A 24750-nucleotide genomic window follows, 5' to 3' on the forward strand; every position below is an offset into this window, starting at 1 on the left:
CGCGCCCGCGGATGTCTCCTGTCACCCGGTTTCTGTATGCCCATTATAGGCGCATGTCTGTACAAAAAAAGAGACACCTGCACGGTGTCTCGGAAATTCATCATATTAAGCAAAAAAGATCAGGATGTCAGGCAGTCTGCCAGTGATGTATCCGTGAACAGTGTGTTCGCGCTGTAGAGAATCAGAACGTCCGTGATCTTGTTCTGGCTCATCGTGCTGCTGATGCTGTCGTAATAGTAGCGCGGATCGATCATCAGGATCCGGTCATAGTACGGCAGCAGAAACTGCACGAAGCTGTTGGCGTAGGAGTCCTTGAAGAGCAGCAGCGTCCGCCCCGTGCCGGCGTTCGTCCGGATATCCGCCACCGGATGGTTGCCGCCCATAAAGACCTGATACTGGTCCTTCTCTTTCAGCTTCGAGCTGTCATAGATCGAGGTGCGCGTCTTGTCATCGCAGGTAACGTACTCACTGACGTCCGCCTGCGGCACATAGATGCTGATCATGTCTCTCGTCCCGAACCGGCCGCTCTGGGATCCCAGCGTTCCCAGAAAATCAAAGGACAGGATATACCGCGTGTAGGTCGTGACCGGATTATCGATTCCCAGCTCCCCGGCGCAGCCGTCGAAGACGCGGCGCGCGCCGAGACTCGTCCAGTGATGATCCGTCCGGTAATACAGCTGCTCTTTCTTGTGCTGCGCAAGCACCTGAGAGGGATCGATAAAGGTCACGGAGCTTCCGCTTCCAAGCGCCGCCTTCAGCGACCGGATGTCGGCCAGCTGGTCGCGTACCGGCGCGTGGGACGGCAGTTTTTCCGGATAGATGGCCGCTGCGCAGGGAACGGCCATCATCCGGACGCGGATGTCTGTGTGTTTTGAGGCGAAGGCATTCACCGCATCCGCAATGGATTTCACGCCGTCCGGGTCCGGCGTCTCCGGATTGGCGAACAGGCAGTCATCCTTTCCGATATAGACGCCGTGAGACTCCCGGCGGCCGGCCAGCCCCTCCTCCCCCGATTCCAGCGAAATCCAGAGATCCCTCAGCCAGAACTGATCGCTGAACCGGCTGCCGAGATCCTTGAAAAACGTGCCGTCCGCCAGTGCGGACAGCGAGAGGGCCGGCCGTCCCTGAAGCGTCCGGTTCTCATTGGCGGAGAAAGTCCGGTCCGGCTTCAGGATCGTGACGGCTGAACAGACCGCAATCAGAGCCGCCGCCGCAATGCCCGTCACGCGGTAGATCTTCTGAAAGCGTTCCCTTCTGCTTGACTTTTTCAATGCGTGCCACCTCTTTATAACATACCGTGATCAACCGTCAGAAGCGGAAATAAAGGAAAGAGCTGTATGTACTGCTGACCATGCCCGCCACGCAGCTGACCAGAAGAATCAGATGCAGCGCGGCCGCCGCACCGGTCAGCACGCGCTCATCCAGATGATACACGTTGCTGAAGAAAATCCTCCGGAACGTCTGGTCCACCCACTCGGTCGCGCCCACGGCTGACGCCAGAAGAAGCAGGAAATTGCCCTGAAGAGCGAACAGAGCCGCGTTCCCGGCAAGCCCGGCCGTACCCGCGCCGAACAGCGCGCCGCACCAGGCGGCCGCCTCGCCGGGTGTCCGGGTGAAGAAGAAAATCCATCCGACGAAGGCGATGAACGACGTGATGATCACCCGCACCGCGTCCGGAAGCCGGTCCGCCCGTTCCCGGATGACAAACTTCTCCAGGATCACGAAGAAGCCGTGATAGAGCCCCCAGATCAGAAAATTCAGCGTGTTCCCGTGCCAGATTCCCGTCAGGAGCCAGACCGTCAGGAGATTGATGAAAAGCCTTCCGTCTGACACACGGCTTCCTCCCATCGGGAAATACACGTACTGCTTGAACCAGTTCCCGAGCGAAATATGCCACCGCCGCCAGAATTCGGAGACGGAACGGCTGAGATACGGATGATCGAAGTTTTTGCCGATGCGGAACCCGAACATCCGCGCGATGCCGATCGCCATATCCGAATAGCCGCTGAAGTCGTAATACAGCTCGAAGCCGTAGAACAGCATCCCGAGCCAGGCGCCGAGCACCGTCGTCTGCGTTCCCTTCGAGACAGCGGAGAAAGCCATGCCCAGCTGATCCGCCAGCAGCACCTTTTTCGCCAGTCCGATCAGGAACAGACGCAGGCCGGCCAGCAGACCGGCCCGGGTCATCGGATGGTTCTCCGCCTGCGGCGCGAAATCCCGGTATGTCACGATCGGTCCCATCGTCAGCTTGGGAAAGAAGCTGACATAGAGGAGATAGCGGAGCACGTTCCGCTCAGGAGGCGTCTGCTCCTGGTACACGTCAAAGAGATAGGACAGCACCGTGAACGTATAGAACGACAGTCCGACAGGCATATGCCCCGCGAAATACTTGTACAGAGCGAGCACCGCCACATCGGCGGCCGCCGTAGCCGCCGTGACCGCGCGAAGCGCCCGCCGGTCTCCCTTCCGGAGCAGACCGTCCATCTGAAGTCCCGCCAGATAGTTGCAGGCGGCAAGGATCAGGAGCACGATCAGATTCGACGGCCTTCCCCACGCGTAAAACAGCAGACTGAGCGCGGCAAGAACCGGATTCACCGCCCTCTCCGGCACAAACCGGCAGATCAGAAGCGCCAGCGGCAGAAAGACGAAGACAAAATACAGTGTGCTGAACGTCAAGTCGGACTCCCTCCCTTACAGCGCGTTCTCGAACGCCCGCTTCACCTTCTGCGGCTGGTTTCCGCAGTAATAAAGCACATACCCGCCTCTGGATTCCCAGACGCTCTTCTCCAGCATCGCCGTCTGTTCGGCTCCGTATCCTTTGAAGCTGTTCTTCTGGGTCCGGATGCGCTGCTTCACCGCCTGTACGGCTTCCTTCTCCTGCGACTGGTCCTTCAGATGGATGAGAAAAAGCTCCTCGGCACCCATGTTGGTCTTCGGCGCGTAGAGAAGCACGCCCTCATAATCGGAAGGCGTGAGACGGTACAGCCGGCGCACCATCTGGTTGTCGGCCTGATCCGTATTGCTCAGATCGGCGGCTCCCGTGACGGCCTGCGTCATCTGATCAAAGGGAGTCCGGCTGGGCCGTCCGCCCCGGATCCGCCCGATCAGTGTGATGAAAAGGAGCAGGAAAAGAGCCCATTTCAGGACGCAGGGGATCAGAACGCCCGGATCTCTCCGATACGGTCCCTCACTCATCTCCGCTCTCTCCTTCCGCCGTCTCCGCGGAGCTGTCCGCCGTCTCGACGGCCTCGGCCGCACTGACGGCTCCGCTTTCGGTACTGATTCCGTTTTCATATTCATAGATACTCCTGATGATCCGTCTGCCCCAGAGCGGATAGGCATCCTTCAGGAAATGCTGCCCGTCGGTGTCATACAGATCCTCGTGTCCGCTCAGCAGATCATCGCAGTCGATCCAGACAAGGTCGTTCGCCGCGCACATCTGCTTCAGCGCCTCGTTGTAAGCCGGTATATTCTCGTAGTTGGAGTCGTTCTCAATGGCATGCTCCGTGACCGGAATGATCGAATTGACATAATACTCCGAATCCGGCAGCTTCGCGCGGAATTCATTGATAACTTTCAGATATTCGGCCGTGAAGGCGTCAGCGCTGCTGAAGTTGCCGTCCACGTCGTTCATACCGTAGGTGAAAATGATCTGCTTCGGCGCCATGGAAGCCACGGTGTCCAGATAGTCGAGCGCCTTCCCGCAGCTCGCTCCGAGGTCGCAGAGAATTTTCGATTTCGGCAGAAAGCCGTTGTACTGGAAATCGTCCCCCCGGGAATCGCCAAGAATCACCGCGTCGTCGAAGCAGGCCCAGAGATCGGCCTCTCCGCTGTCGATTTTCGCCAGCAGCTCTTCCACAGACGCCTTTTTGTTGTCAGTCTGCTTTTCCCGGATTGAGGCCTTGACTGCGGACAGGTCCTGGGATTCGAGAGCGCGCAGATAGGCTTCTCCCTGACTGGTATAGGAGTTTTCCAGCGCCCGCAGCCTTGCGGAACGGACGGCGGATACGATCACCGCGATGACGATCAGAGCGGCAGCCGCAGCTCCCGCGGCGCGGAGTCCGCGCCTGTTGATATGCTTTTTCATAGATTCCGATGAAGTCCTCTCCGGCCTTTTACCGGCCGGCTGAGCCAGCCTTTTCGCCAACGGAGACAGTATACCACAGAAGCCGTTTCCTTTGGACTGCCGGATTGAGTTTTCCGTTTCTCTATGCTATCGTTGATAATATCTGTGCGCCGCGCCGTCTTTTTGAGGCAGGCCGATGAAAAGAAAGAGGGTCATGTCATGAAAGCGAAGAATCGATCGGTGATCCGGTCCGCCGCGGCCGTCCTCACGCTGGCGCTCGCGGCAGCCGGCTGCGGTGCAAAGCCCGGAAACACCACTCATCCTGCCGATTCCCCGGCAGAATCTGTCGCGTCAACCGGAAAATCCGTCGGAATCGCCTTTCCTTCCGATGAAACGGAGCGCTGGAAAACGGAGGGAGAGTGGCTCGCGAAGCGCTTCACGTCCCGCGGCTATGAAGCGAAGCTCATCTACAGCGGCGGTCAGGCGGACCGTCAGGCCAAAGATCTCGCCTCTCTTATCAGCGGCGGCGTCAGTCTTCTGATCGTCGCACCGGTGGATGCGGAGAAGCTCTCCGATCCGCTGGCGGCAGCCAGAGAGGCCGGCATACCGGTGCTTTCCTACGGCTCCGTGATACGAAACTCAGACGCTGTCACCTGCGCGGTGCTTCCGGACAGCCGTCAGATGGGCGTGCTTCAGGCGCAGTCCGTCATCAGTGCGCTGGGTGTATCAAAGGACGAAAACGCGAAGGTAAGCCGGATCGAGCTGGCCGCCGGCCCGGCGGAGAACCCTCAGACGGCCCTTCTCTACGACGGAATCTACGCCACACTGGAGCCCTATCTCAGCGCAGGGAGTCTGAAAATCCCCTCGGGTGAAGTCCGTCTTGCCGACGTGTCGGCCGGCAGTCAGGAGAAAGCCGAATCCCGCATGGAGCAGATCCTGAAGTCGGATTACGGAAAAGATACCGAGCTGGCAGCGGTTCTCGGAGGAACGGACGAGTCCGCCCGCGGCGTCATCAAAGCCGTCAGCCGGAGCTACCGCGGAAAAAACGACGTCATCGTCACCGGCTCCGGCACAGACAACTCCAGCCTGAAGGAGCTGGAAAACGGAGATCAGACGATGTCCGCCTATGTTGATACGCAGAACGAAGCCATCGTGGCCTCCGATGTGGGTCTCTCCCTGATGACGGAGGAATCGACGGACAGCTACGTCATCAATAAGAGCGGCTGGAGCTTTTCCTGCCGGTACGACACGGCGGACATCGACGGAGGCAAGGGCGTGATTCCGTCCTTCCTGATCGGGCCGGTCAAAGTCACGAAGAAAAACGCCGTTTCCGTGATGCAGTAAGACACCGGGCCGCGTCCTCTTTACGCCGCCTCCCTTTCATCATCCCCGGAAAAAACGGCGGGAAAGGCAGTCTGTTTCTGCCTTTCCCGCCGTTTTTTATTCGCTCTCAGTGAGCGAGCACCTCGCAGCCCGTATCGGTGACGACGACCTGCACCTCCCACTGGGCGGACGGCTTTCCGTCCTCCGTGTAGATCGTCCAGCCGTTGCTGTCGTCCTCATAGATTTCGTCCAGTCCCATGTTGACCATCGGCTCGATCGTGAAGCAGAGTCCCGGAACCATCAGCATCCCCGTGCCGGGCATCGAGGTGTATCCGACCCACGGATCCTCATGAAACTCCTTTCCGCAGCCGTGACCGCCGATCTGACGGACGATGCTGTAGCCGTTCTCCAGCGCATGCTGATGCACGGCCGCGCCCATGTCGCCGAGATAATGCCACGGCACGACCTCGCGTACGCCGATCTCCACGCACTCGCGGGCGACCTCTACCAGCTTTCTCGTCTCCGGACTTACGTTTCCGATGCAGAACATCCGGGAAGAGTCGGAAAAATAACCTTTGCAGATCGTGGACACATCGACATTGATGATATCGCCGTCCTTCAGAATCACGTCCGGGGAAGGAATACCGTGGCAGACCTCATCGTTCAGCGAGGTGCAGACGCTCTTCGGAAATCCCTCATAGTTCAGCGGCGCCGGGATGCCGCCCATCTTCTTCGTCGTCTCATAGACGATCCGGTCGATCTCCTCCGTACTCATCCCCTCACGGATACGGGAGGCCACCTCGTCGAGCACGGCGATATTGATCTTCGCGCTGGCCCGGATTCCTTCGATATCCTCAGGCGTCTTGAGAAGCCTTCGTTCCGGCACTTCATGTCCCTGCATCTCCGCCGCCCGGATCTTCTCGTCAAAGGCCATATGGCACTGCTTATACTTTCTTCCGCTTCCGCACCAGCACGGTTCGTTGCGGTCCAGTTTTGGATTGGTAAATTTCATGGCATTCCTCTTCCAACTATGTCATACTTGACTGCAGTTCAAGGCTGCGTCCGCGCAGCCGGTCTGAGCATAGCACCAAAACGGAGGAAAGTCCATGATTCAGGATATTGAGCCGTCAAAACTCACCAACACATGGCGTCCGGACATGCACCCGGAGGCGGACAGCCCTGTCTGCATGATCCGCAGCGGCTGCATCGCCGTCAGACGGGGCGACCTGTCCGACACCCGGGACGCCGCCCACGCGCAGCTTCCGGATCCGGACGTCTCGCTGCCGCTCTACCGCGACTGTAATCCGGCCGCCGGCTACATCTATCTCTTCTCCATCGACGATACGCCCTGGTTCCTCGCGGAGGAAGCGCCCGATCTTCTCCCGGACGGTTTTCTGTACGAATCCGTCCGCGCCCTGCGCCGCGCGGACGCCGCTCCGAAGTCTTTCGTTTTCGGCGCCGTAACCGCGCTGCAGCTCGCACGCTGGTACCGCGACAACCGGTTCTGCGGCACCTGTGGCTCGCGCACGCGCCTCTCTCACACCGAACGGGCCATCGTCTGCCCGAAGTGCGGCCGGATCATCTACCCCCGGATCATCCCGGCCGTCATCGTCGGCGTGACGGACGGAGACCGCCTTCTACACACCCGGTATGTCCGTTCCCGGAAACTGCCGTATTACGCGCTGGTGGCCGGCTTCACGGAAATCGGCGAGACGCTGGAGCAGACAGTGGCGCGCGAAGTGATGGAGGAAACCGGCCTCCGGGTAAAAAACATCCGCTACTTCGCCTCTCAGCCATGGGGCGTCGTGGATGATCTGCTCGCCGGCTTCTACTGCGACGTGGACGGCGACACCACGATCCGTCTCGAACGGAGCGAGCTGTCCGAGGCGGTCTGGATCGAACGAAAAAAAATCGTCGGCCAGCCCAACGATTTTTCACTCACAAACCATATGATGATGACATTCCGGGACGGGAAGGAACCCCGCTGAACGGCCGGAAACGGCCGGAAATCAGTCTTCGGAAGAAGGCACGGGCCGCTTTCCCGCGCCACCTTCCGCCGCGCCCGCGAAGGTCTTCCTCTACCGTCTTGTTTCAGAAGTCCTGAACAAAGTGGCCGCCGCAGATCCCGCACGTATAGCTCCGGTAATTGCGCGTGAATTTACAGACGCGCATCTTGCGGATAATCTGCCCGCAGCCGTCGCAGTGATACTGATGAAGCACCTGGGACGCGGTATCTTCCGGCGGAAGTCCCTTGTCCTCGTTGGAATCCGTCCGTTTGATGTGGCAGCTCAGTTCGCGGTTCACCACCTCCGCGAAATGTTTCCACATCGCGCCATGATTATTGCACATCGGGCAGGTATGGAGCAGCTCGTGCATCACCGTATCCCGCAGTCCCTGCTCCGTATTTCCGTCGAGCAGACGGTCGGCGATGCTGATGTGAAAGCCGTCCGCCTCCTTCCGGCAGAGTCCCCAGCGTTTCCGCGCACGCGTGTTGACGGTCACCTCGACGACATGTCCGTACGGCACCTGGATCGAGTCCAGCTCCTTCATGCACTGCCTGACCACTCTGCTGAGATACCTCTCCCTCTCCATCCTGCTCTGATTCATTTCTTCAAGCCCTCCAATGTCAGCCACGTTCCGCCGGCCGCGGATCCCCCCCTCTTCCGCTCCGGTTTACTACTTACAATGCTTCGGATGATTGATCCTGCTGGCTAAAAAGCCTGCGCCGAACCCGTTGTCGATATTGACGACCGAGACGCCGCTTGCGCAGCTGTTCAGCATGGACAGCAGCGCGGCCAGCCCGTGAAACGACGCCCCGTATCCCACGCTGGTCGGCACGGCGATCACCGGGCAGTCCGCCAGTCCGCCGATGACACTGGAAAGTGCGCCCTCCATGCCCGCGATGCAGATCAGAACCGAAGCGTCCATGATCTCTTCAGCGTGGGCCAGCAGACGGTGCAGGCCCGAAACGCCCACGTCGTACAGGCGGACCACGTCATTTCCGTAAAATGCAGCCGTCAGCGCCGCCTCCTCGGCGACCGGGAGATCGCTGGTACCCCCGGTGGCGATCACGATCCGGCCCAGCCCGTCCGCCGGCGGCATCCCGCCGATCAGTCCGACCCGCGCCCGCTCATGATAGTCCAGCGGCTCCGTCTTCTGAAGAAAAGCCGCCTTGTCAGAAGAAAGCCGGGTGATCAGCACCCTCTCCTGCCCGTGGGAGCGCATCACCTCGAGAATCCCGCGGATCTCCTCCGCCGTCTTGCTCTCGCCGTAGATCACCTCGCCCTGTCCCTGCCGTATGGCCCGGTGAAGATCGACCTTGGCGTAGCCGACATCGACAAACGGCTCCGTCTTCAGCTTCAGCATCGCCTCTTCGACGCTGAGACGCCCGTCCGCCACCTGCTCCAGTATCGCTTTCGTCTCGTTCATATCCGTCATTGCCTTTCATCGGATGAGACCCGGGTCCCGTCAGCCGTCAAAGCGTATTGGCCTTCTTCTCCTCCTCCGAGAGCGTCTCATTCATGCTTCCCGTCCGGTATCCCGAAAGATCCGCCGTCACATAACGGAAGCCGGCCCGCTTCAGTCCTTCCGCAATCGCGGTCCGGTTCGGTTCCGCGAGCAGCTCCGGCACCCGTTCAGGCTCCACCTCAATCCTCGCCAGATCGCCGTGAATCCGCACGCGGACCTGGGGAAACCCGAGATCCCGGATCAGCTGCTCCGCCTCGTCCACCATTCTGAGCTTCGGCTCCGTGATCATCTCGCCGTAGACAAACCGCGATGCGAGGCAGGCAAAGGACGGCTTCTTCCACGTCGGAAGCCCAAGCTCCTTTGAGATCGCCCGGATCTCTGCCTTGCCAAGACCCTGCTCCCGGAACGGACTCCGGATTCCCAGCTCACGGATCGCCACGAGGCCGGGGCGGTAATCGCCGAGATCATCCATGTTCGACCCTTCGGCCACCCAGTCGATTCCCTGCTCCTCCGCCAGCTTCAGCACCCGGCTGAACAGTGCTTTCTTGCAGAGATAACAGCGGTTCGCCGGATTCTCCCGGAAACCATCGACGTCCAGCTCTTCGGACTCGACGAAGTACTGGCGGATCCCCTGCTTTTCGCAGAATGCAGCCGCCTCCTTCCTCTCTCGGTCCGGAAAGGAGGCTGACACGGCCGTCACCGCGACCGCCCGGCTTCCGAGCATATCATGGGCCGTACGGAGGAGCAGCGTGGAATCCACGCCGCCGGAAAAGGCAACCGCCACGCTTCCCATAGAGCGGATCGACGCTTTCAGATTTTCATATTTTTCAGCGAGGTCGTTTGTCATAATTGCGATAATTGTACTCCTTTGTTCACAATATTTGAACCATTTATCCGGTTTTTTTTACTATCCCGTCCGGCGAAACCGTCACATCGCCGTTGGAAAGCCCGGCGATATGATCAAGAATCGTCTGTTTCCGTTCCGGGTCCGTCACCAGATCCGTATGCAGATCGTACTGGGTGCACGGCAGGAAAGCCGTCTCCGTCAGCGTGACCGGCTGCGTGCGATCCTTCGGCACCCGAAGCGAAATGCGTGCCATGCCGGAATACAGAGGCTTTTCGTTGAACCAGAAATTCCCCAGACTGTAGAAGACCGGTGCTCCGTCGATCAGATTGATTCCCTGCAGGCAGTGCGTGTGCGACCCTATGACCGCGTCCGCGCCGGCCGCTACCATCTGCTCCGCCAGTGCGCGCTGGTCATCGCTGTAGTGTTCATCGTACTCAAGGCCCCAGTGAACGCTGGCCACAACGAAATCGCTGTTTGCGTCCGCCGCCCGGATCTCCTCGAGAAAGCGCGACGGATCATAGCAGGCGAGGACACCCGGCTGCGTATCCGTCGCCGCCTGAGTGTGGATCGCAGACTCATACTGTTCCGCCTTCGTCGCCGCCACATAGGCGATCGTCCGGCCGTTGATCCGCGCATAGTACGGAGTGGCCGCCTCCTCAAGGTTCCGGCCGGCGCCCACCTCCGGAATGCCCGCCTTCGTGAGCGTATCCAGCGTGTCCGTCAGCGCGTCGGTGCCGTAGTCGAAGACATGGTTGTTCGCCAGAAGGACAAGGTCGACGCCCAGCTTCTTCAGATTTTCCACACGAGAAGGATTGGAGCGGAAATGATAGGTCTTCGGCACCTCGCTGCCCCGGGTGCTGTAGGTGAACTCGTTGTTCAGCATGAACAGATCGAACCCGCGCATCGTGTCGATGCAGTCCGGCGAGAAGCAGTCCAGTATACCGTCCGGCTGCGCGTCCATCTTCTCTGTCGTCGGCCACCCTTCCGCGAAGTTGATGTCGCCGGCAAAGCCGAGTGTGACTGTCTCCGTGTCGTCCGCCGTTTTCTCCGCGGAGGAGGAAACCGCCGGTATCTCCGCAGCCTGAGAAACGGACGCAGCCGACGTGGAAACCGCTGCGGCAGCCGATGCAGCCGCTTCCGCGGTCGATACGGCGGATTCCGCCGGGGAAGCCGTCGGCACGGCCGGCGGGACCGTCCCCGCGGACGACACAGCCGGTTCTGCGGTCGACACGGCAGATTCCGCCGGCGCCGGAACCGCTTCCGCGGACGATGCAGATGGCACCGGACTCACGGACAGCGCAGGTGACGCCGCGGAACGGACTGGCTCCGCGAAGGAAGAAACCGCCTCCGCGGACGACGGAACCGGCCGGCTTTCCGTCCCGGAGCCGAACGAAAAACTGCGCGGACCGCCATAGCCCGCGGCCGTATTCGGGCTGTGCCCGCCGGAAGCGGCCGTCTCCGCAGATCCGGCCCCGACCAGCACGCGCACGCCGGTTTCCGCTTTGCCCCGGCCGGCTGCAGGCACCGTCCCGGCCAGAACCAGAAGCAATCCGGCGCAGACCGCCGCCCCGAGGCGGCGGCTGCGCCGCTGTTCCGTCTCCGGAATACCGACGCCGTTCCTCCTGTTTCCCGCCTTTCTGCGCCGCATCATACTCTCCGCCGGATGATCTCGGTCAGGATCGTTGTGGAGACGCCCGGCGTATGCGGAAGAAAGACGACGTCCACGCCGACCGCCTTCAGCTTCTCCTCGATGGAGCGGTAGAGATCCGTCCCCTTCCAGTCATCACCGTGAAACAGTGCGTCGTAATGATAGGTCTTCCACGCGGCGAACTTATCCATATTCTCCTGCACGACAACCTGATCCACATAGCGGATCGCGCCTACGATCGCCATCCGGTCCTCAAGCGGAACAATCGGCGTCTTGTGCTTGTACTGTTCGATCAGCGCGTCGCTCGAGACGCCAACGATCAGATAGTCGCACTGCTCCTTCGCGCGTTTGAGGATCGCGAGATGGCCTGCGTGGAACATGTCAAAGGCCCCCGTCGTGTAGCCGATCCGGTATTTCTTCTTCGTTTCACTCATCTCGCAGATACTCCTTGTAAGAACGCGACGTGTCATAGATCACGCCGCCGTGTGTCGCCGTCCCCCTGACCGGCGTCTTCCAGTCTCCGTAAAACCGATCCAGCAGCTCAAGATAACCGCCCGGAGCCGGGATCTCCATCATCTCAAACGGCAGCATCACGGTTGTGTCGAACCAGGACCGCTCCCACACGCGGCGGCGCCGGTCCTTCTCCGTCATCAGCCCGTTGAAATACTTCGCTACGCGCGTCGTCGGCTGGCCGTCATATTTCGTCACTTCCCGGATGTAATCCCTGTAATACTTCTCATAAAAATCCACCTTCCGGAGCGGTCCAGCAAGGACCGCATGCGCGGCGGCCTTGGCCGCCTTCCGCAGCGGGTTCGGACTGTCCTTCACATACCGGTCCTTGTACAGCGCCCGCGTCCGCGCCTTCCGGATCAGAGTGTCCGCCGTCCGGCACTGAAGAAGAAAATCCTGATCGTCGTCCGGCACATTGTCGATCGGAAAAATATCAAGAAAGATTCCCTGATTGAACGGCAGCCTCCAGCGCGCCTCGCTCTCCCGTATGCCCGTCGTCATGCTGTTTCGCAGCTGCGCGTGCTCCCTCAGCGTCCCGGGTTCAGTCTCCTGGGTCTGAAAGAAATACGGATCACGAAACTCCCCGGAGGCAGCCGCACAGAGTTTTTCGTAATCCGGACGCATCATCATGACATCCAGATCATCGTCCCACGGAATATAGCCCCTGTGCCGCACCGCGCCGAGCAGCGTTCCCGCGTCCGCGTAGTACTGAATGCCATGCGCCTCGCAAACGCGCATCAGCTCTGCGAGAAGGTCGAGCTGCACAGCCCATACCTCCTTCATTTTCGCCGGAACCGTATAGTCCTCCCGGACTTCCTCTTCCAGAAAATGCTCCGGCAGCTTCAGCTTCAGCTCAACCATCTGTGCCGTTCCTCTCCTTCATGGATCCGCCTGATACGCGGACTCACTGTTTCCCGATCAGTAGTATCAGAGTATAGCATGAAATCCCGTTTCCGGACAACGCGGCCTTTTCCGCCCATCCGGCTCCGTCAGTGAATGAACATCCGGATCAGCCGGTCATGCAGCGCTGTGTACGGCTGATACCGCATCGGAAGATCCATCCATGTTTTCTTGTCGACGATGCTTTTCCTGTGAGAAAACGCCTCGAATCCGCGCCGCCCGTGATAGCTGCCCATCCCGCTCTCGCCGACGCCTCCGAATCCCATCGCGCTGGTCGCGAGATGGATCACCGTGTCATTAATGCAGCCGCCGCCGAAACGGCAGACCTCCGTCAGCATCCTGCAGTGCGCCCGGTTCTCTGAGAAAATATATAATGCAAGCGGCTTCGGGCGGTCCGCCAGCATAGCCGGCACATCTCCGATCTTCTCATACGTCAGAACCGGGAGAACCGGCCCGAAAATCTCCTCCTGCATGACGGCGTCCTCCCACGTCACACCGTCAAGGACCGTCGGCTCGATCCGGAGCGCGGACCGGTCGTTCCGGCCTTCGAAGATCACCTTCGCCGGATCGATGAGTCCCATCAGACGGTCGAAGTGTTTTTCGCTGACAATATGACCGTACGATACCCGTTTGAGCGGATCCGCGCCGAACTGCCTGCGTATTTCCCTCACAAGCGCTTCCAGAAGCGCCGGCTTCACGCTTTCCTGACAGAGAATATAATCCGGCGCCACGCAGGTCTGGCCGCAGTTCAGAAATTTCCCCCATACAATCCTGCGCGCGGCCAGGGAAAGATTCGCGCTCTCATCCACCACGCAGGGACTCTTTCCGCCGAGCTCAAGGACGGCCGGTGTCAGCCGTTCCGCCGCATGCCGCAGCACCTCCCGGCCAACGGCCTGACTTCCCGTGAAAAAGATCTTGTCAAAGGGCTGATCAAGAAGAGCCTGATTCTCTGCGCGTCCGCCTGTGATCACCGCCGCATACTCTTTCGGAAACACCTCCCCGATCATCTCCGCCAGTACTGCGCCCGAAGCCGGCGAATAGGCGCTCGGCTTCACGACCGCCGTATTGCCCGCCGCCACCGCGTCGATCAGCGGATCCAGCGTCAGCAGCACCGGATAGTTCCAGGGGCTCATGATCAGCACCGTTCCGCAGGGAGAGGGCTTCACGAAGGACCGGGACACATACTGCGCCAGCGGCGTCGGCACCCGCTTTTCCGCCGCATAGCGCCGGGTATGCCGCAGCATATGCGTCAGCTCCGACAGCGCCAGTCCGACCTCGCACATATAACTTTCCGACGCGCTCTTTCCGAGATCCTTCCGCAGCGCTTCATTCAGCTCCGCTTCATGCGAGCGGATCGCCGCCCTGAGCTTCCGCAGATACTGAAGCCGCGTATTCACGTCCAGCGTCGCGCCCGACGCAAAAAAATGATGCTGTCCGGTCACCAGTTCCTGTATCTTTTCCGTCTGCATGGAGTTCTTCTTCCCATCATAAAAAGGTGCAGCCACGGAATCCCCGCAGCTGCATCACGCGTTTCCTTTCTATATCATACCAGATTTCTGTGAATCTGGCACGACGCTTCTCTTTCCATCTCCACCCGGAGATTCATTCGGCTCTTGAGCCTCCGGCCTCCAGCTCGTCCAGATTCACATCCGCTCCGTCGGCGTCGGCCTGCTCCACATCCTGTTCCGTAAAGGGCTCCGTTTCCGATGCTTCGGATACGGATTCTTCGTCATCCGGCAGCGGATCAACATCGCCGACCGGCGAGATCTCCGTTCCCGCTTCCGGGCCTTCCGCCCCTTCGGTGAAATTCTGCTCGTCATACGGAATCGCGCCGTCGTAATCGGACTCGCTGACCGGATCCGCATCGGCTTCATCTCCGTCTGATTCGATACCGGCTGTATCCTCCGTATCGCTGTCATCCTCATCCGTGACGTTTTCCGACCCGCCGTCCGCGGAGTCCATATCCTGCTCCGCTTCGCCGCACGGTTCCGCTTCTGCCTGTTCGTCGTCGGATGCCTGTTCCGGGTCTGTTACGGATTCCGAATCCGATGTCATCTTTTCGTCATCTTCTGCTGTCACTGCATTTTCATGTACGGTCTCCACATGCGCCGGTCCTCTCCGTACCTGCATCGCGTCGAAGGACGCGTGCTCGATCGGTTCAGCCGCTTCCGTGCGAATCCGGATTTCCTTTTCCGTCGTCTTCTGATCCATTGCTGAAACACCGAAGGAACCGCATCCCGCCATCACAAGCACCGCAGAGACAAACACTGCAAGCATTGACTTCTTCATGGTCTGCACCTCCTCTTTTGTTCTGAATCTATTATAGGTCCGGGAGTTAGAGAAGGCAAATTAAGACTTGTTGAAGAGTTCGCGACACATATATTACAGATGTTACATTTCCGATACGGTCAGGCGCGGTCTGAATCAAGGAAGCGCCAGACACAGGCCGCCAGCGCGCCGCCGAGCATCGGTGCCAGAATGAAGATCCAGAGGCAGCCTGCCGGCTGGGCATTCCCCTGCGTCAGCGCCGCCAGCGCCGGTCCGACGGACCGCGCCGGGTTGACGGATGTTCCGGTCAGACCGATCCCGAGGATATGAACGAAGGTCAGTGTCAGGCCGATCACCAGACCGGCAAAGGAACCGTGGCCGGCTTTCTTCGACGTCACACCCAGAACGGTCAGGACGAAGACGAACGTCAGAACCAGTTCCACGAGGAAACCGGCCCCCGCCGATCCGTTGACACCGGCCAGCCCGTTGGCTCCGAATGCTCCCGTCTGGTCCTTCACGCCGCCCATCTCAAAGATGGCCTTGAGCAGGAAACTTCCGGCCGCCGCTCCGAGCACCTGTGCGATCCAGTAGCCGATGAGATCCTTCCCCTTCATCCCGCCGTTCAGAAAGACGCCGAGCGAAACAGCCGGATTGACATGGCAGCCGGAGATGTTGCCGATACAGTACGCCTCCGCGACGATCGACAGTCCGAATGCGAGCGCCGTCAGCAGATAGCCGGTTCCGGCCGACGGATCGCAGCCGGCCAGCATCGCCGTACCGCAGCCAAAGGTAACGAGAACCGCCGTACCGATAAACTCGGCGATATACTTCTTCATAACACATACCCCCTACTCGAATGGATACTCTGCGATCAGAAAAACGACACCTGTATTATATTGGATACCCGGGCATTTAACAATCTGATTATTTCTGTATCTGCATCTTATTTTCGGACTTTTCTTGTCGCTGTGTAAAGTTTTCACCGTCTGTGCGTCTTTTTCCGCCCTTCCGCACTGATGCCTCATTTTCGCATCGCCGCGCTGCTGCCCGCATGCGCGGCGGTGTTTTTACCAGCGGGACGCGGTTCTTTCAGACACCGGGCGCTCCGATCGCATCCAGCAGCGCCTCATTGAAGGATTGCATGGTCGTAACATGAAATTTCGCCAGAATCACTGCATTCATCTTTTCAAGCTGTGCAGCAGAAAGATTTTTCAGCGCCGCCAGAAGTTCGTCCTTCGAAGAAACCACTTCCCCCGCTCCCTCCGGAATCACATCTTTCGCTCCGACGTGATCGCTCACGATGACCGGAACGCCATAACTCAGTGCCTCGATCACGGTGTATCCAAAGGTCTCATTCCACACACTGGGCTGAATCAGGACATCGGTATGATCCATGATGCGTTCCAGCTGTGCGTAATCATATCGTTCATGCTGCCGGATGTAAGGGGCATCTTCCGTTGGTTTAAAGAACACGTTCAGTTCGAAGTCCTGTCTTTCTTTCCATAGTTCATCAAGGACACTTTTCAGAACAAAGTACCCCTTTGCGGCGCTCTGGGCGGATAAATAGGTGAACCGGATCGGTCTGCCGGATTTTTTCTTTTTCCTGTGATCCTGTATGTCTCCATGGGTGATCGGAATCAGTATGCTCTTTCTCCCGCCCATGTATTGCTCATATACCGCTCTGGTCACAGAACTGTTGTAATGGATCATGTCCATCAGATCCAGAAGGCTTCTGTAGTATTCCCGAAGCTTCCGGTAATCCTCCGCTGTCCGGATCGGTTTCCCTCCGACTGCTGCCTGTCCGCTCAGATACTCATCGCGGTGACCTTTGCGAAGCTTCTTCACAATCGGACTGTCCTTCAGAATTCGATATGCCGGACTCTGCAGCACCTGAATCTTCCTGAGCGACAGCGCCGTCATATTGCATCCGGGACAGCTGGCGCAGGTATCGGCATCCGGGCAAATCATGCCATCCCTGAACAGCGTCACCTTGGGACAGATCGGAAAGAAATCATGCGCGGTGAACACGGTCCTGATCCCCATCTTCTTTGCTGCCGCAAGAAGATTCCTGTGTAGTCCCATCAGAGTATGGATATGAACCACTTCCGGGCGTACCGATTGAAGGAACTGCTCATAGACCTTCAGATCACCCTGGATCGTGAACGCGGATATAGCAACAATGCCCTCATCATAGGAAACAGGCGCAGGGTTCATGACCTCGAAACTGGCAATGCCGTCAAGACTCCTGCGCTTCCTGATTTTCGTGTGTCCGCCGGATAACCGGATCTCTCCCGGCCAGAGAAGCGATACCTGATCGCCCTCCTTTACCTGCTCCTTCATCAGATCCGTACAGAACTTTGTAAGACCTCCGGTGCGATACGGCGGAAAGCCAAGCGAATAATGCAGTATATTCAATGTTCCGTCCACCTTTCCTCTCCAAAATGTGGCAGTGTAAAGTCTGCTTCCTGATTCCGGTTCTGTCTTCCTGCCGTTTTTGATTTAATCGCAGCATACAGAGCCCCCGGAACAGAAATGGACAGAAAACAGCTTACAAAACATATTCCAGAAATGCAAGAGACGTCAGTTTGTCCCGGTACGGATGGAGCCTGCGGCTCCATGTGTTCTTTATCGGAATCCCCCCGATATCTGCAAGCTCATTCTTCAGATCATCCGGAAATAACGGATCAATCACCTTGTGGATGTTTTCGATAGAGGTGTACTGCATACACCTGCCGCGCGGCCTCCAGCCGCACTTGCATTTTTCATGTATATTTGATAAAATACTATTTGTTAATCCAAATACGGACAGTTCTCGTTTACGGAGGTATCTGTGATGAACATTTATGATTATTCCGTTACAACGCCGGACAATAAAGCGCTCTCTCTTTCCGAGTACAAAGGAAAGGTTATGCTGATCGTGAACACCGCGACCGGCTGCGGCTTCACACCGCAGTACAAGGATCTCGAAGCCCTCTACGAGAAGTACCACGATCAGGGGCTCGAGATCATCGACATTCCCTGCAATCAGTTCGCCGGCCAGACGCCGGGCACCGATGAGGAAATTCACGAATTCTGCACGCTGAAGTACAACACGCAGTTTCCGCAGATGAAGAAATCCGATGTCAACGGAGAAAACCAGCTGCCGCTCTACGCTTACCTCAAGAGCCAGCAGGGATTCGAAGGCTTCGGTACGGGCGCGAAGGCGCTGGCGATGAGCGCGCTTCTGAAGAAGATCGACGCGGATTACAAACACAATCCGGACATCAAATGGAATTTCACAAAGTTTCTCGTCGACCGCGAGGGCCGCGTCGTCCGCCGCTTCGAGCCGACGGAAAGCATGAAGCATGTGGATGAGGCCGTAGCGCAGCTTGTCTGATGCGCGCACGCACACAGCCGGGGGCTGCCTGTCATCGTATAATTGATGACAGGCAGCCCCCGATTTTCTGTCATGCAGACCCAAAGCGCCCGGCTGAGTCTGCGCGCCGGACGGTTGCGTCCCGTCCGCGTAAGGATAGACGGACAGTCTGTAAAGCTGTCTTACGCAGCCGTCCGGGCTTCCGTCAGCTCCGCTTCACGCCCGGCATGCCGTACAGCAACGCGTTGCATACAGCCGCCGCGATGTTGCTCCCGCCCTTGCGTCCGCGCGCGACGATATACGGCACGGACGAAACCTTCAGGATCAGTTCTTTTGCCTCCACGACATTCACGAACCCCACCGGCACGCCGATGATGCCTGCCGGCTGAAGGGTTCCTTCCCGGATCATCTCATCAAGCCGGATCAGAGCGGTGGGCGCGTTTCCGATCGCGAAGAGGCAGCGGCCGGGAAGGCGCGCGGCCTTCTCCATGCTGACCGTCGCGCGTGTCACGCCGCGCGCGCGGGCTTCCTCCGCCACGTCCGGGTCGCTCATGAAGCAGTGTACCCGGCCGCCGAACTTCTCCAGCGTCTTTTTGCTGATTCCTGCCCGGGCCATCTCCGTATCCGTCACGATATCCGCTCCGGCGGCCAGCGCCTCCCGGAGACGCGAAACGGCCTGCTCCGAGAACACCAGATTTTCCGCGTAGTCGAAGTCCGCCGATGTATGGATCGCCCTGCGGACCACCGGATCCTCCTCCGGATCAAGATGGATGCCGCGGCGGTTCAGTTCCTCGCCGATGATCTGCATGCTTCTCTTTTCGATGTCCATCGGTGCCACAAATTCGATTTTTTCCATGTCTGTCTCTCCTCCGCTGTCCGCCGGAGCGTCAGCTTTCACAGTTCCACGCCGCTGCGCGCCGTCACGCCCCAGTCAAAGGGGTGTTTTTTCTTTCTGATTTCCGATATATAATCCGCCGCGTTCACCAGCCGCTCCGTCGGATTGCGGCCGGTGAGCACCGCCTCGATGTCCTCCGGCAGAGACTGAAGCCAGTCCAGCATCTCATCCTCGGACAGGAATCCGTACCGGACCGCGTGCAGCGCTTCGTCCAGCACGACGAGCGCGCGGATCTCCGCCTCCCGCGAATCGTTCGCCGCGCCGGTCAGATCCGTTCCGTCCGGCCCGTTTTCTTCAGTCCGGCCTGCTTTCTCCGCCGGCACGGAGTCCTTCCCGAACGCGGCTGTCCAGCCGCGTATTTCCGCGAAAAGTCTCCCGTACGACTCCTTTGTCCGCGCTTTCTCCTGCCCGCTCATCCGGGAGACGAATCCGTAAAATACATCCGGCTCCATGACCGTCACCTCCGGCAGTGTGCGCAGGATCCGCACTTCCCCGGAGCTTCCGTCCTTCAGGAACTGAGCGAACAGCACCGGTACGCCGCGTCCCGCGGCGCGCACGGCAAGTCCCACGGCCGCTGTCGTCTTTCCCTTTCCGTCTCCTTCATAAATCTCGATCACGGTCCGCTCCTTTCCGCCCGCCGTTTTTCTCACCGGACCAGCCGGTAAATCGTGTCCATGTCAAGGGCTTTGCGGAGCGTGGAGGAAAGGATCTTCATCTGTTCCTCCTTGTACGCCTTCCAGCTCTGCCCTCCGTCCTCGCGCCGTATTCCCTTCCTCGACGCCAGATAGCCGAGGAACGCATCCCGGAAATCCTCCTCATCAAAGATGCCGTGCACATAGGTGCCGGCCGCGTCGGCTGTGCTGCCGCTGACGAGGCTGCGTCCGGACGTTCCTTTCCCGCTTCCGGGTTCCATGTCCGTCTCTTCGGCCCCCGCATGAAGACGGGCGCCGGCTGCATTTCCATCGGAAAACGAAGCCGGGTCCACCGCGCTCGTCCGGCCCATGTGCACCTCGTAGCCCGTGATCTTCCGGTCCGAAAGCGCGGGGATCGCGAAATGCGTGCGACCGGTGTACTGCCGCATCGTCTTGTCCGGCGAGAAGACCGTCACCTCGTTGAGAATCCTCATTCCGTCGATCTCGCCTTCCCACTCCGCGCCCGTGGGATCCGAAATCTTAAGTCCCATCATCTGGTAGCCGCCGCAGATCCCGAAGAGGAAGCTGCCGCGCCCGACCGCCCTGCGGATCTCGTTCTCAAGACCGGAGGAACGGAGCCAGAGAAGGTCCTGAATCGTGCTCTTCGTCCCCGGAAGGATCACCGCGTCCGGCGTCCCCAGCTCCGACGGAGAGGAGACGTAGCGGACCTCGACATCCGGATCCGTAAAGAACGCCTGAAAATCGGTAAAATTCGAGATCTTCGGGAGACGGATGACCGCCAGATCCAGAAGCGGCTTCCGGCCCTTATCCGTCCCGATACCGTCCGAGAGCGTCGAGGAAAGCGAATCCTCGTCGTCCAGATGGATCTGCATGTAGGGCACCACGCCCAGCACCGGCTTCCCGGTCAGACGCGTCAGTTCCTTTAAGCCGCTGTCGAGAAGCGACGGGTCGCCTCGGAATTTATTGATCACGAGTCCGGCGATCCGGTCCTGCTCCTCCTTCGGCAGCAGCGCCACCGTCCCGTAGAGCTGGGCGAAGACGCCGCCCCGGTCGATGTCTCCGGCCAGCAGCACCGGCGCGTCCGCCATCCGGGCCATCCCCATATTGACGATGTCGTCCGTCTTCAGATTGATCTCGGCCGGGCTGCCGGCTCCTTCGATGACGATGATGTCATTTTCGGCGGCAAGCGACCGGTATGCCTCCAGAATCTGCGGCACGAAGGACTTCTTTCTGCTGAAGTACTCGCGGGCCTCCATATTGCCGACCGGCCGGCCCATCACGATCACCTGAGAACCCATATCCGTCGTCGGCTTGAGCAGAATCGGGTTCATCCGGACCGACGGCTCGATGCCCGCGGCCTCGGCCTGCACCACCTGGGCGCGTCCCATCTCCAGCCCTTCCTTCGTGATGAAGGAGTTAAGCGCCATATTCTGGGACTTGAACGGCGCCACCCGATAGCCGTCCTCATGAAAGATCCGGCAAAGTCCCGCCGCCAGCAGACTCTTGCCGGCGTTTGACATCGTGCCCTGCACCATGATTGCTTTCGCTGCCATTTTTTCCTCCGGTTGTCAGACTGTCAAACTTTTCCATCCGGCCTGATCCCGCCAAAACCGTGCTCATCCGGACCGCCTCTCAGAACAGCATGCTGCCGGGGTCCGGTTCCTTCGTCGCGCGAAGCTCCGTCATCACGTCGATCAGCCGCTGGTTATCGATATGCTTTCTTATTCCGATACGGAAGCAGCCGGCTCCCGGTCCCTCGGCGTTCGTGAAGGACCGGATCAGGATGCCCTCCCGGATCAGCCGCTTCCGAAGATCGGCCGGTGCGCGGAAGAGCAGGAAATTCGCCGTGCCCGGATACACCTTCGCCGCAAGGCCCCGCTCCAGCTCCTCCTTCAGATACGCGCGCTCTGTCCGGACCAGTTTTCTGGTCGCGTCGAGATAGGCGGCCGCCTCTTCGGGCCGTCCGATCGCCGCCTCGCCCGCCATCTGCGCCGGGATCGACACATTCCAGGGCTGCATCCGCTCCCGGATGCTTTCGAGAAACTCCACGTCGTCGCTCACCGCGTACCCCAGACGCAGTCCCGCCATCGAAAAGATCTTGGTAAACGCCCGCAGCACCAGCACGTTCGGAAACTGACGAAGCGAACGGAGCATCGTCCGCTCCTTCTCATCCTCGAGAAACGGCAGAAAGCATTCGTCGACGATCAGCCGCACGCCCTTCGCGTGACAGACGCCGGCCCAGTTCCGCATCTCCTCTCCGGAGCAGGCATACCCGGTGGGATTGTTCGGGTTGCAGAGAAAAACGGCGTCCGTGTCCGGTCCGATCCAGTCCTCCGGCTGCGAAGGCAGCGCGTAGCCGGCGGCTTCATCGAGCTCGATGAAGCGGACGCGGCTTCCCCCGATCTGCGCGGCCCGGGCATACTCCGTGAACCCGGGGCGAAGCACGAGCACCTCGCGCGGCCGCACCGCCGCGCAGAGCGCATAGATCAGCTCCGCGGCCCCGTTCCCAGGCAGAATCATATCCGGCTCAACCGTCTCTCCCGTCCGGCCGGTCAGCCAGACGGCCAGCTTCTCCCGGAGCGCGAGGCACTCCGGATCGGGGTAGCGTCCCGAGACGGCGGCGCCGGCCTGCGCCGCCTCGATCACGGAACGGGGCATCCCGAGCGGATTGAGACAAATAGAGAAATCCATTGAAATATGACGGCGGTAGACGTCTCCGCCGTGGCGTTCCTTATCGTTGATCATGCAGACTTTCCTGCTTCTTCCTCTCCAGCCTTGAAGGCTGGTTTTTCTTTCGATTTTACATCAATGCAAGCGATATGGCCATCAGGATGAGTTCTCCGGCCGCGAAGACGAGTCCCGCGGCCGCTTCCATCAGATGCTCCGTCCGCCGGATATCCTCCGGCTCCACCGGACGGTCCGCATCGCCCTGCGTCGGCTTGTGATGCAGCACGCCGAAGTACCACGCGTCACCGGCCAGCCGGATATGCAGCGCGCCGGCAACGGCCGACTCGGTCTGGGCCGAATTGGGACTCGGATGGTTGAAGCGGTCCCTTCTGTGGATCCGCCACGCATTCGCCGCGTCATAGCCGGTGAATCCGCCGGCCGCGGCCCCGCCGGATCCGCGGCGGCCGGCTTTTTCAAGGAGCCACGCGCCCGCCACGATCGCCAGGGCGGCGAGACGGGAGGGCAGAAAATTCGCCGCGTCGTCAAGCCGGGCGGCCGCCGTGCCGAAGTACCGGTACCGGTCATTCCGGTAACCGATCATCGAATCCATCGTGTTGATGCACTTGTAAACCCATCCGCCCGCAGGGCCGAACAGGAACAGATAGAAGAGCGGCGCGATCACGCCGTCGGAGGCGTTTTCCGCCACCGTCTCAACCGCTGCCTTCGTGATGCCTTCCGCGGTCAGGGAGGCGGTGTCCCGCCCCACCACCATCGAGACCGCCCTTCTCGCCGCTTCCGTATCGCCCGCTGCAAGAGGCCGGCGGACATCCTCCGCGGCCCGTCTCAGCGAGGTCATCGCCAGCATCTGCCATGTGACGATGACGTCGAGCAGAAGCGGAAGCGCCGGGCCGGTCAGACCGAGAAGAAAGCGGAGCGCAAAATAGGCCGCCGCCGCGACCGTGAGAACCAGAACCGTCAGCAGAGCGCCGGCCGCTCTCTTCCGCCCGCGGTCCGCCTCCGGTTCGCCGCTCAGCCGGAAAATCCGGAACAGCAGCGTCTCGAAACGGCTGATCAGCCAGCCGAAGCCGATCACCGGATGCCAGAGTTTCCGGGGATCTCCCAAGATCAGATCCAGCGCCGCCCCGCAGGCGAGAACCAGCGCTCTTGTGCCCAGATCCGTCATCACGTTCCGCCGAGTCTCCTTTCCCTGATGTCAGTCAGAATCCGCCTTTTCCTGTCCCAGACCGCAAAATAGCCGCATCCGTTGCCGCACCGCCAGTCAAAATAGTCCCGTCCCGGCCTTCCGTACCGTTCGAGCACTGCCATCACCGTGCCGCCGTGCACGACGAAGACGACCGGCCCGCCCGCCTGTCCGTCCGCGAAACGATCCATGACGCGGAGAAAGGCGCCGGCGCACCGGTCCGTGAAATCCGCGCGGCTTTCTCCGCCCGGAAAGGCCGTCTGGCCTCCGGAATCGATGTAGCGCTGATAGTCCGGATCACCGTCCAGCTCCTTATAGTTCCGGTACTCGAAGCGTCCGAAACGGCATTCATCAAGATCCGGAACCTCTGTCTGCCTCACGCCCGGAAACAAGGCCGCGGCGGTCTCCTTCGTCCGCCTCAGCGAGCTGGTGACCAGAGCCCGGACCGGCTGCCCTTCGATGTCCGCCCATCCGGCGCGGATCCTCTCCGCCTCCCCCGGAAGCAGCGGCTCGTCGGTCGTACCGACATAGCGTCCCTCCAGATTGCCCGGAACAGCTCCGTGCCGGATGAGAATCACCGGTACTGCCTCATTCCCCGGCCTGTCCGTCTCGCTTTTTTCCTTCAGAACAAGCCCGATGCCACAGACCACACGGATCACCCGGGACGCGCGTTCGGCCAGCAGACAGTTCACGCGGCCGGAAGCCTCCCTCCATTCCCGTTCCTCCGCGTCCACCGGCACCAGTCCGCAGCCGATCTCGTTCGTCACGACCACAAGGTCGGACGGGCTATCCGCCAGCAGCCGTTCCGCCTCCTTCAGGGGATCAAGACCGGCCGCCAGCTGGGAACGCACCCGGTCCTGATAGTCGTCCATGACCGGGCAGCCCGGGAAATGTTCCGTGGCATAGACGCTTTTTCCTTCTGCCGCGCCCCCGATAATCAGTATCATAC

The 24750-nt window shown here is 59.9% G+C and carries 24 protein-coding genes; 3 read left to right on the plus strand and 21 right to left on the minus strand.

Going from position 1 to position 24750, the window contains the following annotated elements:
- Positions 1 to 119 precede the first annotated feature (119 nt).
- The 4 genes from G4C92_RS05350 to G4C92_RS05365 are packed head-to-tail and all read right to left on the minus strand — an operon-like array spanning position 120 to position 4087.
- Positions 120 to 1271, minus strand: coding sequence for a DHHW family protein (locus tag G4C92_RS05350; RefSeq protein ID WP_274941553.1), 1152 nt, complete (start codon positions 1269 to 1271; stop codon positions 120 to 122).
- Positions 1272 to 1308: 37 nt separating this feature from the next.
- Positions 1309 to 2676 carry an MBOAT family O-acyltransferase gene (locus G4C92_RS05355; protein ID WP_274941554.1) on the minus strand — a complete coding sequence of 456 codons (1368 nt, stop codon included), beginning with the start codon at positions 2674 to 2676 and terminating at the stop codon, positions 1309 to 1311.
- A 15-nt stretch (positions 2677 to 2691) separates the two neighbouring features.
- A complete protein-coding gene (locus G4C92_RS05360) occupies positions 2692 to 3195 on the minus strand; it encodes a DUF4358 domain-containing protein (protein WP_274941555.1) in 504 nt (167 codons plus the stop codon).
- On the minus strand, positions 3188 to 4087 hold the full coding sequence (locus G4C92_RS05365; protein WP_274941556.1) for a GDSL-type esterase/lipase family protein: 900 nt from the start codon (positions 4085 to 4087) through the stop codon (positions 3188 to 3190). Before G4C92_RS05365 ends, G4C92_RS05360 begins: the two co-directional genes overlap by 8 nt.
- A gap of 198 nt (positions 4088 to 4285) precedes the next feature.
- On the opposite strand from G4C92_RS05365, the gene G4C92_RS05370 reads away from it, so the two are divergent.
- Positions 4286 to 5410: a substrate-binding domain-containing protein gene (locus G4C92_RS05370; RefSeq protein WP_274941557.1), complete on the plus strand. Its 1125-nt coding sequence runs from the start codon at positions 4286 to 4288 to the stop codon at positions 5408 to 5410.
- 106 nt (positions 5411 to 5516) lie between these two features.
- Here the strand turns inward: G4C92_RS05370 and G4C92_RS05375 are convergent, their stop codons facing one another.
- Positions 5517 to 6401: a methionyl aminopeptidase gene (locus G4C92_RS05375; protein ID WP_274941558.1), complete on the minus strand. Its 885-nt coding sequence runs from the start codon at positions 6399 to 6401 to the stop codon at positions 5517 to 5519.
- Positions 6402 to 6495: 94 nt separating this feature from the next.
- Between G4C92_RS05375 and nudC the strand changes: the two genes are divergently transcribed.
- Positions 6496 to 7377, plus strand: a complete 882-nt coding sequence (gene nudC / locus G4C92_RS05380; RefSeq protein WP_274941559.1) for an NAD(+) diphosphatase — start codon at positions 6496 to 6498, stop codon at positions 7375 to 7377.
- 103 nt (positions 7378 to 7480) lie between these two features.
- Here nudC and G4C92_RS05385 read toward each other — a convergent pair whose 3' ends face one another.
- From G4C92_RS05385 to G4C92_RS05430, 10 genes are all read right to left on the minus strand, one after another.
- Entirely contained in the window at positions 7481 to 7996 is a 516-nt protein-coding gene (locus G4C92_RS05385) for a SprT-like domain-containing protein (RefSeq protein WP_274941560.1), read from the minus strand.
- Positions 7997 to 8065: 69 nt separating this feature from the next.
- Entirely contained in the window at positions 8066 to 8818 is a 753-nt protein-coding gene (gene larB, locus G4C92_RS05390; RefSeq protein WP_274941561.1) for a nickel pincer cofactor biosynthesis protein LarB, read from the minus strand.
- A gap of 46 nt (positions 8819 to 8864) precedes the next feature.
- On the minus strand, positions 8865 to 9704 hold the full coding sequence (gene larE, locus G4C92_RS05395; RefSeq protein ID WP_274941562.1) for an ATP-dependent sacrificial sulfur transferase LarE: 840 nt from the start codon (positions 9702 to 9704) through the stop codon (positions 8865 to 8867).
- A gap of 43 nt (positions 9705 to 9747) precedes the next feature.
- A complete protein-coding gene (locus G4C92_RS05400) occupies positions 9748 to 11352 on the minus strand; it encodes a CapA family protein (RefSeq protein ID WP_274941563.1) in 1605 nt (534 codons plus the stop codon).
- The gene (locus tag G4C92_RS05405; RefSeq protein ID WP_274941564.1) at positions 11352 to 11786 is read right to left on the minus strand and encodes an adenylyltransferase/cytidyltransferase family protein; all 435 of its coding nucleotides are present in this window, start codon (positions 11784 to 11786) and stop codon (positions 11352 to 11354) included. The genes G4C92_RS05400 and G4C92_RS05405 overlap by 1 nt, the downstream gene beginning before the upstream one ends.
- Complete coding sequence (locus tag G4C92_RS05410) at positions 11779 to 12723, minus strand: LicD family protein (protein ID WP_274941565.1); 945 nt, start codon at positions 12721 to 12723, stop codon at positions 11779 to 11781. The genes G4C92_RS05405 and G4C92_RS05410 overlap by 8 nt, the downstream gene beginning before the upstream one ends.
- Before the next feature lie 128 nt (positions 12724 to 12851).
- Positions 12852 to 14231 (minus strand): aldehyde dehydrogenase, encoded by a 1380-nt coding sequence (locus tag G4C92_RS05415; RefSeq protein ID WP_274941566.1) that lies wholly within the window; start codon positions 14229 to 14231, stop codon positions 12852 to 12854.
- Between the two features lie 133 nt (positions 14232 to 14364).
- Positions 14365 to 15051 carry a hypothetical protein gene (locus tag G4C92_RS05420; protein ID WP_274941567.1) on the minus strand — a complete coding sequence of 229 codons (687 nt, stop codon included), beginning with the start codon at positions 15049 to 15051 and terminating at the stop codon, positions 14365 to 14367.
- 119 nt (positions 15052 to 15170) lie between these two features.
- Positions 15171 to 15866 carry an MIP/aquaporin family protein gene (locus G4C92_RS05425; protein ID WP_274941568.1) on the minus strand — a complete coding sequence of 232 codons (696 nt, stop codon included), beginning with the start codon at positions 15864 to 15866 and terminating at the stop codon, positions 15171 to 15173.
- Between the two features lie 253 nt (positions 15867 to 16119).
- On the minus strand, positions 16120 to 17445 hold the full coding sequence (locus tag G4C92_RS05430) for a glycosyltransferase (protein WP_274941569.1): 1326 nt from the start codon (positions 17443 to 17445) through the stop codon (positions 16120 to 16122).
- 418 nt (positions 17446 to 17863) lie between these two features.
- Here G4C92_RS05430 and G4C92_RS05435 point away from each other — a divergent pair, with 418 nt between their 5' ends.
- A complete protein-coding gene (locus tag G4C92_RS05435; protein WP_274941570.1) occupies positions 17864 to 18406 on the plus strand; it encodes a glutathione peroxidase in 543 nt (180 codons plus the stop codon).
- 184 nt (positions 18407 to 18590) lie between these two features.
- Here G4C92_RS05435 and G4C92_RS05440 read toward each other — a convergent pair whose 3' ends face one another.
- The 6 genes from G4C92_RS05440 to G4C92_RS05465 all read right to left on the minus strand — a co-directional run bounded on the left by G4C92_RS05440 (position 18591) and on the right by G4C92_RS05465 (position 24748).
- Complete coding sequence (locus tag G4C92_RS05440) at positions 18591 to 19241, minus strand: precorrin-8X methylmutase (protein WP_274941571.1); 651 nt, start codon at positions 19239 to 19241, stop codon at positions 18591 to 18593.
- Positions 19242 to 19279: 38 nt separating this feature from the next.
- Positions 19280 to 19897: a cob(I)yrinic acid a,c-diamide adenosyltransferase gene (locus tag G4C92_RS05445; protein ID WP_274941572.1), complete on the minus strand. Its 618-nt coding sequence runs from the start codon at positions 19895 to 19897 to the stop codon at positions 19280 to 19282.
- A gap of 29 nt (positions 19898 to 19926) precedes the next feature.
- Positions 19927 to 21486: a cobyric acid synthase gene (locus G4C92_RS05450; RefSeq protein ID WP_274941573.1), complete on the minus strand. Its 1560-nt coding sequence runs from the start codon at positions 21484 to 21486 to the stop codon at positions 19927 to 19929.
- A gap of 79 nt (positions 21487 to 21565) precedes the next feature.
- Complete coding sequence (locus G4C92_RS05455) at positions 21566 to 22678, minus strand: pyridoxal phosphate-dependent aminotransferase (RefSeq protein WP_274941574.1); 1113 nt, start codon at positions 22676 to 22678, stop codon at positions 21566 to 21568.
- 55 nt (positions 22679 to 22733) lie between these two features.
- On the minus strand, positions 22734 to 23783 hold the full coding sequence (cbiB, locus tag G4C92_RS05460) for an adenosylcobinamide-phosphate synthase CbiB (RefSeq protein ID WP_274941575.1): 1050 nt from the start codon (positions 23781 to 23783) through the stop codon (positions 22734 to 22736).
- A complete protein-coding gene (locus G4C92_RS05465; protein ID WP_274941576.1) occupies positions 23783 to 24748 on the minus strand; it encodes a bifunctional adenosylcobinamide kinase/adenosylcobinamide-phosphate guanylyltransferase in 966 nt (321 codons plus the stop codon). The genes cbiB and G4C92_RS05465 overlap by 1 nt, the downstream gene beginning before the upstream one ends.
- Between the last annotated feature and the right edge of the window lie 2 nt (positions 24749 to 24750).

Source organism: Chordicoccus furentiruminis, from assembly GCF_019355395.1.
In the GTDB taxonomy this organism is placed as follows: domain Bacteria; phylum Bacillota; class Clostridia; order Lachnospirales; family Lachnospiraceae; genus Chordicoccus; species Chordicoccus furentiruminis.